This window comes from Sphingobacteriaceae bacterium (genome assembly GCA_016715905.1).
GTDB lineage: Bacteria > Bacteroidota > Bacteroidia > B-17B0 > Aurantibacillaceae > Aurantibacillus.
Window position 1 is genome coordinate 173,875 of record JADJXI010000007.1, and the last position, 12,502, is coordinate 186,376.

Sequence of the window (12,502 nt, forward strand, 5' to 3'; positions counted from 1 at the left end):
AACAGCGGTTTGCGCAAAACAGTATGGTGATTAGGCGTTAAGAAAGTGAAGCGCAAACCGGCGTTGGTTTTCCTTTTGCTCCTTTCTTAAAACAGGCAAAAGGAAAAATCTCCTCAAAAGATTAAAGCGTTTTTGTTACTTTTTGCGCGACAAAAAGTAAAGAAAAAAGGGTCTCAATACTAGCATACCGAAAACTCTTGCTCTACCCGACCTGACAAAATAATTTTAATTTAGGTGGCTTCTCCGCCACAACGGAAAACTCAGCCACCGGACATCTCCATTGCTGCAGACGTTCAATCAAGGTGCTGAATCGTGAATCAGATTATTTAATAAAATCCCAACGATGGTTGAGGATTCATTGGATAAATTTATTTCCTTTTGGAAGCGAAAAAAGATTTTAATAAGGTCTCGCTTTCTTCCGCTAAAATACCGGAGATTACTTTTGTTTTTGGATGTAATAATTCGGTGCTATAAATACTATATCCAAATTTTTTATCGCTAGCGCCGTAAATTATAGTCCCCACCCTACTCCACTTTAATGCTCCTGCACACATTACGCAAGGTTCAAGTGTTACATACACCGTACATTCATTTAAAAATTTACCCCCAATGGCATTGGCTGCGGAAGTAATGGCCTGCATTTCGGCATGTGCTGTAACATCGTTCAAACGCTCGGTTAAATTATGACCACGGGCTATTATTTTATTTTCAGCAACAATAACTACACCAATAGGCACTTCATCCAGTTCATAAGCTTTTTGCGCTTCTTTAAGCGCTTCTTTCATGAAATAATCGTGGGTATATAAGGGAGCTATTGACAAGTGCAGGTATTGGCTGTGGTTATACTTATATCATCAATACGACTGATGGTATCGCAGTCATTAATAATCAACTTATAATTGTATTGTGAGGCAAATTCTTCTTTGGGTTGAATATAATATTCTCCACAAGGTTCTTGATGTACATTACTTACCTCATAATTCACTTCAAAATGTCTTAATTCCACTTTCACCAACATTTCATTTTTCTTGAGGTAATTTAATTTGCATTTGGCTTTATCCGATAATTGAAATTGCTGATAAACCAATTCCTGCATTTTTTGTTCATTGGGGGTAACGCAACTTCGGGTACCAAACATGGAGTAAACAATTAATAATCCAATTCCAAATCCTATTCCGTATAATTTTAATCTGTGCCAGAACTTCATAGTAGCCTAAATTTTAATCTTGCTTCACAATTTTCTTCAACAAAGCGCCCTGTGCAGATTTTATTTTTATAAAATAAACTCCTGCGCTTAATTTATCAATTTCATTGATCTCAATTTTGTTTTCGCGACTTTCAATCTTGTTTTCCGCTAAAACTCTTCCGCTTACATCCATAATCTGATAAGAACTTAATAAAATATTTTCTTTGTTATGCAAATACAGATTTGAGGAAGTTGGATTCGGGAAAAGTTGTAGTGAGGTATTTGCTAATTGAATTTCAGACAAACCCACTATTGCATTTAAATTGATATCATCAATAAAAAAATTATTTCCGGGTCCGTTAATATCCGGTGTAAATTCAAATTGTATATGAACCTGCGGATTACCCGAATAATCCAATAAATCAATATTTTCGGTTTTCCAGTTCCAGGCCGGAGCCATAAAAGGTGATGTTACCGGAACACCTGCAGTACTCAATGCCGCACCCGTTTTTGAATAAAGTGGGGTCCAATTAAAGCCACAATCGTTGCTGATTAAAACTCTTAAGCGATCATTATTGCCGGAAGTTTGTTGCGCATACGCATATTTAAAACTTAATTGTGCACTTACCTGATTTTGAAAATTTAAACCCGGAGAAAAAATCAATACCGGAGCATTTGGGTTATCGAAATAATTATTTATCCAGGCCGATGAGCTTCCACTTGCTGCGCTTAATGTGGTTTGCACAAAGGAACTTCCTTGAGTTGGTTGAGACACTATCCAATTATTTGTTGGAAAAATATTCTCAAAACCTTCCGACAAATTAATATTCCCTGATGTAGTTGCATTGGCGAGAACCGTTACCACTTGTTTTATACTGCTATCACTACCATTTCCATTGCTTACTTTTAATTTAATATCTGCTAAACCTGAACCCGTAAACGTTAAAATACCATTTTGTAAGGTGGAAACCGGAGCCGATAAATTGCTGCTCCATTCCCAATTATTAATAGGGGCATTATAACTGTGATCATAAAAACCTAAAGAGTATCCAACGCAGGTGATGGTACCGGCTTGAAGAAACGATGCAATAGGCGCACAATTTAATGTAGGATTTACCACTCCTGTTGCTATTAAGTTGGCGTTGGTCCAAAGATTATCACGTCCGCCTACATTGCTATTTAAAGCATTGTGCATTCTAGTTTTTTGTCCGTAAGTAAACATTCTGCTGCAAAAAGCATATTCCATATAATTTTGAATATTTTCTTTAATTCCGGGGGTACATACTATCGCATTACCCAAATTACAGTTGGTAAATCCTTTAGTAAGAGGCGTGTCTCCTACTCCGTCATCTCCACAGGAAACGCCGGGATTATTGGTTGAACCCCATGTATGCTGCAGGTTTAACCAGTGTCCAACCTCGTGAGTAAGTGTTCTTGAACTGAAATTATTGGAGGTGCCAATATTGCCAACATAACCGTGTAAGGAAACTATAGCATCCATATTACCGGGAACCGAGCCGGGTAAAAAAGTAAATGCTGCCGCTCCACCTCCGGATATACTTCTCACCACATAAATGTTCAAGTATTTATTTGCCGGCCAAGTATAAATATAATTACTTTGGTCTGTGTCCCAGTTGGTATTTTCATCATAATGCCTGGTAATTCCATTAGTACAATTCCCGTTAGGATCTTTAGTGGCCAAACGAAATTCAATTTCACAATCGGCTGCCAAATTTTTGAATTCAGTGACAATACTGGTTGTATCTGCGTTTAATTTGCGAAAATCTCTATTCAATATGGTAATGGCACTTTGGATTTGAGCATCGCTTATATTCTCACTTCCATTTTTATGCAATACATGAAAAACCACAGGAATGGTATAAGCAACTGCGCTGGGTTTCGCCTGCAAATTGTTGGTTGTTTGCTGCTGAATAATCTTATCAAACTGAGCTTTAGCTTCCGGATTGGTTTTAAATAGCTTTTCGTAAGCATCCAACATTCCGCAAGTTTTTGGTTCCTGGGCAAAAACATTCAAAATGAGCATTGAAAAGACCAGATTTAGATAATATTTCATATGAATTTTAAAATTTAAATATAATCAAATTAACTTTAACTAATTTTACATTTTCGACCACCATGAATAAACAAATACAGGAACTAAATATTGGCATATTAGGAGGCGGGCAACTGGGCAGAATGCTGATACAAAGCGGTATTGATTATAATCTGCAAATTTCAGTACTTGACCCCGATAAAAATGCACCTTGTAAATTACTGTGTAAAAAATTCACATGCGGAAGTTTAACTGATTTTGATACAGTATATGATTTTGGAAAAGATAAGGATATTGTAACCATAGAGATTGAAAACGTAAATACCGATGCTTTACGTAAATTGGAAAAAGAAGGAGTAAAAATTTATCCTCAACCGGATATCATTGAATTAATACAAGACAAAGGAACTCAAAAAATGTTTTATCAGCGCCACAATATTCCAAGCGCTGATTTTTTTCTTGTTGAGAAAAGAGAACAAATTAGCAAATACGCCGATTTCTTTCCTTTTTTTCAAAAACTACGAAAGGGCGGATACGATGGTAAAGGTGTAATTAAACTTGCCGCATTAAATCAAATTGAAAAAGCCTTTGATGAACCCAGTGTTTTAGAACGTCTTGTGCCGTTTGAAAAAGAATTATCAGTAATTGTTGCCAGAAGCGAAAGCGGCGAAATAAAATGTTTTCCGGTGGTGGAATGTGAATTTAATCCTCAAGCCAATTTGGTTGAATTTTTATTTTGTCCGGCTAATATTAAAAAATCCATTGAAAAAGAAGCGCTATCTATTGCTCAGGAAATAGCAGAAAAATTAAATATTGTTGGATTACTGGCTGTAGAAATGTTTTTAACCAAAGACGGAAAAATACTGGTGAATGAGATGGCGCCCAGACCACATAATAGCGGACATCACACTATAGAAGCAAACATCACCTCACAATTTGAACAAATGTGGAGGGCGATTTTAAACATGCCACTTGGCGACACCCATTCGGTGCAGGCAGGAGTTATGCTTAATTTATTGGGAGAATACGGACACGAAGGTGTTGCACATTATCAGGGCATGGAAGATGTTTTAAAATTTAGCGGAGTTCATATACATTTATACGGTAAAGCCAACACCAAATCATTTCGCAAGATGGGTCATGTTACTATTGTAGATGCAGATCTGCTTAAGGCCAAGAAAAAAGCTACAATGGTAAAGGAGATTTTGAAGGTTGTTTCGAGCATTTAAGAAATATTAAATAACTCCGTTCGTCTAATTAAAAATTTTTTATTAAATTAGATAGAATCAAAATAGGAGTTTTTTGCGATTAAAAATAAAATATATAATTTTCATAGCTTTATTGGCAAGTTTTTACCATGCCCAGGTAAGTCCGGTTCTGTTTGATAAAATTACTTCCTCGTTAAAAGGTAAACAATTGGAGGAATTTGATAAAGGCCGTCATGAGTTTAATCAAGACTATTATTTAGATGCCTTACCTCATTTTGAAAATATTATTGCGGATAGTGTAGAACTACCGGAATTATATTATCTCACCGGCATCTGTTATTCTTATCACATTCATAAACCAAATAAAGCCTTAATATACTTTCACAAAGCAGAAAAAAATGCAGCTCAGATAAACGGGTTTTATTTTAATATGGGTTTTGCTTATGAAAGAAATGACAGCATTAATGATGCCATTTCATTTTACAAAAAAGCATTGGAAATTGCACAAAACAATCACGACCCCAAAGAATTAATTAATGAAATTAATTTACGACTAATAAGATGCGAAAAGATAAATGAATATAAAAGCAAAAAAAACTTAGTAAGAATAAAAAACATTGGATTGCCAATTAACAGTGATGCCTCCGAATACGCACCTTTAATTACTTCCAACGAAAGCATGATGATTTTCACCTATAGAGGATCGAAGTCAAAAGGAGGCAAACAAAAAATTAAAAATGCCAACAGCCAAACCAAAGATAAGTTGGATATGTTTTTTGAAGACATTTACATTTCCCATAAAATAAATGACAGCAGCTGGACCTCACCGGTTCCGATCAATAATTTAAATACCATTTTGCATGATGCCGCTGTTTCTTTAAATCCGGATGGCACCGAATTATTTGTGTATCGTAACAATGGTGCAGGAAAAGGAGATTTGTATTTGAGCAAGTTAGTGAACGATGAATATACAAAGCCTGTTTACCAAGCCGGATTAAACAGTCACGAATGGGACGGTAGCGCATGCTTTATTCCTTACCAAAATACTATCATTTTTGCCAGCGAACGAAAAGGTGGATTAGGAGGCAAAGACTTATATACAGCTGAACGAATAAAAGATAATTTGTGGGGAAACATCAAAAACATGGGGCCGCAAATAAATACTAAATATGACGAAGACGCTCCATTTGTTACAGCCGATGGTAAAATTTTATTTTTCTCTTCCAACAATCAAAATAGTTTAGGCGGTTATGACATATTTCGATGTGATTTAAAAAATAATGAATGGACAAAACCTTATAATTTAGGTGCGCCTATCAATAGCAAAAATGATGATAAATATTTTATTACAAGGGCTGATGGAAAAGTGGCGTATTATTCATCTTACCAAGCAGAAGGAAGAGGCGATCAGGATATTTACAAAATTGAACCCGGTATTCCAGGCATGCCGGTAGAATTACTGGAAGTAAATGGATTTACGAGTAAAGACGGGAAAGCTATAGGAGCTGAGATTGAAATCAACTCGCTTTTAAAACACAATAAATTTAATTTATATACCAAATCCAATAAAAAAGATGGTAGTTTTATGGTGAATTTACCGGCCGGTGACAAATATGAAATTATAGTAAAAACCAATGATTTTCCACAACAGATTATTGAATTGAATACAGTTGGTATTGATTCTTTTGTTGTATTAAATGTATTTGCCGACTTCACTTCACCTGAATTTGATAAAAAATTAGCAGAACTAGAAAAAGATAATTTACAATTAAATTTTGATCAGGCTTCTTTTGCCGCTAAGTTTGGAAATTATACAAAAGATGAATTAGTATTTAAAGTTCAAATTGCAGCTTACAAATTCTTTGAAAATTTCAATTACAATAATGTAATGGGATTCCCTAAAATAATCCGACGTACTGAAAATGATTATATCACCCGCTTTTTTATGGGCAATTACCAAAGTTATAATGATGCGCTTGAATTATTAAATAAACTAATAACTGCAAACGTATTAAAAGATTCATTCATCATAGCAGAATACAAGGGACAAAGACTTTACCTAAACGAGTTGCTATCAAAGAATATTATTGAATGAGGGCAATAAAAAATACCGAAAGATTCAGTATAGAATTAATAAACAAAAAGTACTATGAGTTTATTATTTTTGAAGATGTTGACTTTACGGAAGAAGATTTAAAAATAACTGTGCAGTTTCAGAAAGAAATTGACCCCGGAAAGTACCCCGTTTTAATTTTACCACACCCAACAGCAATTGCCCAGGCAGAATTTTTAAAACACCTTTCAAACGATGATAACGCTCCATTTAATAAAGCTGATGCCTTTGTACTTTCTTCAATCGCCCAAAGAATACTGGCCAGTCTTTATAAACGATTTATAGGGAAAAGTAGGCCAACCGAATTTTTTAAAAATAAAGAAGAAGCGCTTAATTGGTTAAAACAATACTTTTAGTGTCGCTTTTTCTTTTTAACAACATCGCAATTCACGCAATTCGGAAACCAAATTTCGTACAAATCTGGTAATTTTAACGGATGTCCTTCATCATCCAAAACATAAATATCAGTAAAGTAAATTTTGGTTGATTTTTTAAGCTTATTTAATTCTTTGGATATTTCCGGACCTAAATTGTTATCAAATCCATTAATTGGATTTCGATTTCCTTTAATCCAGAATTTAAAAGAAGTGATTCTATTTGCACTCACATTACCGAATTTATCAATAGCAGAAAGTTTTAATTCGGTATTATCAAAATAAGCTTTGGCTAATCGTTGCTCTTTACGAACTTTGATGGTAAGGGGCTCTTGAGCTTTAATGGCAAAAGCAAAACCAATCACAAATGCTAAGATATACTTACCTGTTTTCAATCAATTATACAGCTTTTCACGTTGTTCTTTAAATCCTTCATTAGTTAAATACTCGTCATAAGTGCAAACTTTATCCATAAACCCTTTAGGACCAATTTCTATAATTCGCCCGGCAACTGTTTGCACCAATTCATGATCATGACTGGTAAATAAAATTGTGCCCGTAAAATCTTTCATGGCATCATTATAAGCAATAATACTTTCCATGTCCAAATGATTAGTTGGCTCATCTAAAATCAACAAATTCGGATTCTGCAACATTAATCTACTTGTCATACATCTCACCTTCTCTCCTCCACTTAACACATTACACTTCTTTAACACCTCTTCTCCGCTAAACAACATTTTACCCAAAAATCCGCGAATATAAGTTTCATCTTTATCTTTGCTGAATTGCCTTAACCAATCAATTAAATTCAAATCACTTTTAAAAAAACTTTCATTTTCATTCGGCAAATGTGCTTTAAAAATTGTAGTGCCAAAAGTAAACTTACCGGTAAATTTGGTCTCCTCATCTGCTAAAATATTGAATAATGCAGAAACTGCTAATTGGTTACGACTGATAAATGCTATTTTATCCCCTTTTTTCACATTCAAGTTCAATCCACTAAATAAAGTACCGCTGTCACTTTTAAATCCCAAACCTTCAACATGCAAAATTTGATCGCCGGCTTCACGTTCTTGCTTAAAAATAATAGCCGGATATTTTCTGGTACTTGCCGGAATTTCATCTACCGTTAACTTTTCCAATAACTTTTTTCTGCTGGTAGCCTGCTTGCTTTTACTGGCGTTAGCGCTAAATCGCCTTACAAAATCTTGTAATTCGGCACGCTTATCTTCTATCTTTTTGTTTTGATCGCTGCGTTGTTTCAATTGCAACTGACTCATGTGATACCAAAAACTGTAATTACCCGTGTAAATATTTAATTTTCCGAAATCAATGTCGCATATACTGGTACAAACGGCATCTAAAAAATGTCGATCATGACTAATCACAATAACTGTATTATTAAAATCGGCCAAAAAATTCTCTAACCAGGCAATGGTTTCCACATCCAAATCATTTGTGGGCTCATCCAATAATAAAATATCCGGGTTACCAAAAAGGGCTTGTGCCAATAAAGTTTTTACCTTTTCCTTACCATTTAAATCTTTCACCAATTGCTGATGCAAAGCCGGTGCAATACCCATATTAGTTAATAATGTAGCCGCCTCGCTCTCCGCATCCCAACCATTCATTTCTGAGAATTCTGCTTCCAATTCGCTTGCCTTTATTCCATCCGCTTCCGAAAAATCGGGCTTCGCATAAATGGCATCCTTTTCTTTTAAGATTTGATACAAACGTTTATTTCCCATCATCACCGTATCCAAAACTGTAAATTCATTGTACACATAATGATCTTGTTTTAAAACACTCAATCTTTGCCCGGGCATAATATGTACCTGTCCCTTTGTAGGATCAATTTCTCCACTCAGAATTTTCATGAAAGTAGATTTACCCGCTCCATTCGCTCCTATAATTCCATAACAATTACCCGGCGTAAATTTCACATTCACCTCATCAAACAACACCCTTTTACCGTATTGTAAACTCACATTTGTAACTGTAATCATATCTAAAAAAATTAAGGCACAAAAGTACTCAATTTAGCCGGGACTTTCTTAGTTTTACAGTATGAAAAAAGTAATTTTTTCTTTTTTTATTCCATTCAGCTTTTACGCCCAATCTGTTTTTCAGGGCAAGCTAACAGAAATGGACTCTACTCAAGTAATACCCTTTGCGGCAATTGGCATCGTAAACAAAGCAATTGGTGCACTTAGCAATGAGCAAGGACACTTCATTTTTGAAAGCAAACTAGTAACACCTAACGACAGCATTCAAATTTCTGCTATTGGATATAAAACACGTATATTTTCTGTACGGGAATTTGAAAATCACATGTACAAAACCATTCAATTAGAGAAATTGGCTAATGAATTAGACGAAATAATTATAGAATCAAAAAAACTGAAAACGGAAATATTAGGCGCCAAAAAATTCACCATTAATAATTGTACAGGTTTTGTGAAGGGAAGTAAAAACTGGCAAGGTTCAGAAACGGCATCCTTAGCCGGAAACAAAGAAGGAAGACATGTTTATATTCAGGAATTCTCATTTTACATCATTCAAAATAAATACACCGATTCATTACAATTCCGTTTGATGTTTTACGAAGCTTCACCAAAAAAATGGCCAAGATGGAGAACGTTTCTTAGAAGACCTATTTTATTTAAAATCGGAATTGAAAAAGGTCTCTACACTTTAGATTTAAGAAAATATCAACTCAATACCGAACACGATTTTTTCATAAGCATTGAATGTTTAGAAGAAGAAATAGATATTTCTAAATTCTGTTATTCAGGCGCCAACGCTCAACCGGCATTTGTGAGACCTGCAGCCTATGAGTGGTGGAACAAAACAAGAGGCGGTGGTGCTGAATTACAAGTTAAGGTAGCTTACCCCGCTAAATGAAAATTTATTTTTTCATTTTATGTTTGAAAATCTTTTCAAACTTCTCCAACTTAGGTTGTATCACATACCTGCAATAACCTTCCGAACCATTTAAATTATAATAGTTCTGGTGATAATCTTCCGCAGGATAATAATTAATAAGCGGACTAATTTCTGTTACAATGTCAGTAGGATATGCACCACTTTTATTAATCTCGGCTTTATATTTTTCCGCAGCTGCTTTTTGATTTTCATTGTGATAAAAAATAACCGAACGGTATTGTGTACCAAAATCATTTCCCTGACGATTTAACGTGGTAGGGTCGTGTGTTTTCCAAAAAACTTCCAATAATTCATCAAAATTAATTTTGCGCGGATCATAAATTATTCGGCAAACTTCTGCATGTCCGGTTGTACCCTCACAAACTTCTCGATACGCAGGGTTTTTAATTGTACCACCGCTATATCCGCTTTCAATATGCTCAACGCCGTTTAATTGTTGAAAAACGGCTTCAACGCACCAAAAACAACCTGCACCAAAGGTGGCGGTATCTTTATTGTTATCCGAATTTATGTTAATTGACATAGCTTCTTTTTGTTTTGATTCAATTTGAGGATTCTGACCACAGGCATTCACCATGAAAAGTGAAAATAGGCCAAAAAAAATATTTGATACAATTAAAACTGAACTTTTCATTTTCATCTTACTTAATTTTAAATTCAGTTAAATAGACGAATGAATAGAGCCAAACTTACCGGCGATTTTCTTATTTGAGATTTTTTAACAACTAATCCTCCTTAGGCGGTTCCTTCATTTTACCGGCTTCTGCTTCCTTATCCTTCTTTTTAAGCTTTTTAGGTTTTCCGCCTTTTTCACGCCCAACTACATCATAATACCTCTTTGGCTTATCGTTTTTAGTAATTTTTATAGTTCCTTCAATATCCCAATCTTCTATAATTAAATTTACAGTGAGCGTGGTATTACTTTCATCCGTGCTGATGGCTTCAATTTGAATATATCTGATTTCCGAATCTGTTTCAACATCATTATAAATAGAATCTTTATCTATTCTGTATTTTACCCATTTATAACCAAATTTATCTTTCAAAAAATCACTATAAAGCTGCCCGTTCTTAAAACTCATCAAGTCGGTCAATCTTTTTTTCTGAGGCTGACCATCCTTTACCTCTGTTAAGCCTAAATTGAAATCCCGTTTGTGTAGCGGATCTTTTTCATCTTTATTTTTTGCAATAAAAGACAAATTAAGAATCAATAACGAAGTAATAAGGGGGATAAGTTTCTTTAAATTCATACCAAAATAGTCTTATTTTTATCTACGTAAAAATACAAATTTATTCAACAATCTGCCGTTAAATTATTTAAAGAAATGAAGCCATTAGCCGAAAGAATGAGGCCAACCTCCTTAAAAGAGTATTGTGGGCAGCAACATTTAGTTGGTGAAGGAAGCGCATTGGGTAATGCCATAAAACAAAACCTGCTACCCTCTTTGATATTATGGGGACCACCGGGCGTAGGTAAAACATCATTAGCCAACATTATTTCGCATGAATTAGACAGGCCTTTTCATATGCTTAGTGCAATTAACAGCGGAGTAAAGGATGTGAGAGAAGTTATTGAAAAAGCCGGCGATAATAACATTTTCAATCAAAAAAAACCCATACTTTTTATTGATGAAATTCATCGCTTCAGCAAATCTCAGCAAGATTCATTATTGGGTGCCGTTGAAAAAGGAACCGTTACATTAATTGGAGCAACAACTGAAAACCCTTCTTTTGAAGTTATTTCTGCTTTATTATCGCGCTGTCAGGTTTATATTTTAAAACCACTAAACGAAAATGAATTAATTCAGTTAATTCAAAAAGCTTTAGTGCAGGATGAAATATTAAAGCATAAAAAAATAAAGTTGGTTGAACATCAGGCTTTACTAAGAATTAGTGGAGGAGATGCCCGTAAACTTTATAATGCCTTAGAAATTGTGGTGAATGCTAACGGTGGCGAAGTATTAGAAATTACAAACGAAATGGTTACCAAAACCATCCAGCAGAACTTAGCTTTATATGATAAAAACGGCGAACAACATTACGATATTATATCAGCCTTTATAAAATCTATACGTGGTAGCGATCCTAATGCTGCTTTGTATTACTTGGCTCGCATGCTAAAAGGTGGAGAGGACCCTTTATTTGTTGCTCGCCGCTTGTTAATTTTGGCTAGTGAAGATATTGGTAATGCCAATCCAAACGCCCTTTTATTGGCAAACGCTTGCTTCAATTCCGTGCAAACAATTGGCATGCCGGAAAGCAGAATTATTTTAGCGCAATGCACCAGTTATTTAGCTTGTAGCGTAAAAAGTAATGCATCGTATCAAGCCATACAAACGGCATACGATCTCGTGAATAAAAACGGAGATTTACCGGTTCCCCTGCACTTGCGAAATGCGCCAACGCAATTAATGGAAGAAATTGGATACGGTGCCGAATACCAATATGCACATAGCTTCGAAAATAATTTTGTACCGCTTGAATTTTTACCGGAAGCACTAAGCAATTACACCATTTATAAACCCGGCAATAATATCAGAGAGCAAGAACAACAAAAATGGCTTAAATTTTTATGGAAAGAAAAATATGGCTATTAATTCTTTACTTCATTTGTTTTAG

At 34.9% G+C, this 12,502-nt stretch carries 12 protein-coding genes; 5 read left to right on the top strand and 7 right to left on the bottom strand.

The genetic code is table 11. The features are described from left to right. Positions 1-368 precede the first annotated feature (368 nt). Genes IPM51_11085 through IPM51_11095 form a run of 3 tightly spaced genes read right to left on the bottom strand, consistent with a single transcriptional unit; the run spans position 369 to position 3,260 of the window. Positions 369-785, bottom strand: a complete 417-nt coding sequence (locus tag IPM51_11085) for a nucleoside deaminase (GenBank protein ID MBK9284842.1) — start codon at positions 783-785, stop codon at positions 369-371. Positions 786-811: 26 nt separating this feature from the next. Next, positions 812-1,207 (bottom strand): hypothetical protein, encoded by a 396-nt coding sequence (locus tag IPM51_11090; protein MBK9284843.1) that lies wholly within the window; start codon positions 1,205-1,207, stop codon positions 812-814. Between the two features lie 13 nt (positions 1,208-1,220). Beyond that, complete coding sequence (locus IPM51_11095; protein ID MBK9284844.1) at positions 1,221-3,260, bottom strand: T9SS type A sorting domain-containing protein; 2,040 nt, start codon at positions 3,258-3,260, stop codon at positions 1,221-1,223. Between the two features lie 62 nt (positions 3,261-3,322). On the opposite strand from IPM51_11095, the gene IPM51_11100 reads away from it, so the two are divergent. The 3 genes from IPM51_11100 to IPM51_11110 all read left to right on the top strand — a co-directional run bounded on the left by IPM51_11100 (position 3,323) and on the right by IPM51_11110 (position 6,916). Next, positions 3,323-4,468 carry a 5-(carboxyamino)imidazole ribonucleotide synthase gene (locus IPM51_11100; GenBank protein MBK9284845.1) on the top strand — a complete coding sequence of 382 codons (1,146 nt, stop codon included), beginning with the start codon at positions 3,323-3,325 and terminating at the stop codon, positions 4,466-4,468. A gap of 112 nt (positions 4,469-4,580) precedes the next feature. Further along, positions 4,581-6,542: a PD40 domain-containing protein gene (locus tag IPM51_11105; protein ID MBK9284846.1), complete on the top strand. Its 1,962-nt coding sequence runs from the start codon at positions 4,581-4,583 to the stop codon at positions 6,540-6,542. Beyond that, a complete protein-coding gene (locus IPM51_11110) occupies positions 6,539-6,916 on the top strand; it encodes a hypothetical protein (GenBank protein ID MBK9284847.1) in 378 nt (125 codons plus the stop codon). The genes IPM51_11105 and IPM51_11110 overlap by 4 nt, the downstream gene beginning before the upstream one ends. Here IPM51_11110 and IPM51_11115 read toward each other — a convergent pair. Both IPM51_11115 and IPM51_11120 read right to left on the bottom strand, forming a co-directional pair. Next, positions 6,913-7,329, bottom strand: coding sequence for a hypothetical protein (locus IPM51_11115; GenBank protein MBK9284848.1), 417 nt, complete (start codon positions 7,327-7,329; stop codon positions 6,913-6,915). The two genes, IPM51_11110 and IPM51_11115, sit on opposite strands and share 4 nt — an antisense overlap. Further along, entirely contained in the window at positions 7,330-8,943 is a 1,614-nt protein-coding gene (locus IPM51_11120) for an ATP-binding cassette domain-containing protein (protein ID MBK9284849.1), read from the bottom strand. Positions 8,944-9,004: 61 nt separating this feature from the next. On the opposite strand from IPM51_11120, the gene IPM51_11125 reads away from it, so the two are divergent. Beyond that, on the top strand, positions 9,005-9,841 hold the full coding sequence (locus IPM51_11125; protein ID MBK9284850.1) for a carboxypeptidase-like regulatory domain-containing protein: 837 nt from the start codon (positions 9,005-9,007) through the stop codon (positions 9,839-9,841). 4 nt (positions 9,842-9,845) lie between these two features. Here IPM51_11125 and msrA read toward each other — a convergent pair whose 3' ends face one another. Next, entirely contained in the window at positions 9,846-10,517 is a 672-nt protein-coding gene (msrA, locus tag IPM51_11130) for a peptide-methionine (S)-S-oxide reductase MsrA (GenBank protein ID MBK9284851.1), read from the bottom strand. A 91-nt stretch (positions 10,518-10,608) separates the two neighbouring features. After that, positions 10,609-11,133 (bottom strand): hypothetical protein, encoded by a 525-nt coding sequence (locus IPM51_11135; GenBank protein ID MBK9284852.1) that lies wholly within the window; start codon positions 11,131-11,133, stop codon positions 10,609-10,611. A 75-nt stretch (positions 11,134-11,208) separates the two neighbouring features. Here IPM51_11135 and IPM51_11140 point away from each other — a divergent pair, with 75 nt between their 5' ends. Next, complete coding sequence (locus IPM51_11140; GenBank protein ID MBK9284853.1) at positions 11,209-12,480, top strand: replication-associated recombination protein A; 1,272 nt, start codon at positions 11,209-11,211, stop codon at positions 12,478-12,480. Positions 12,481-12,502: the final 22 nt, after the last annotated feature.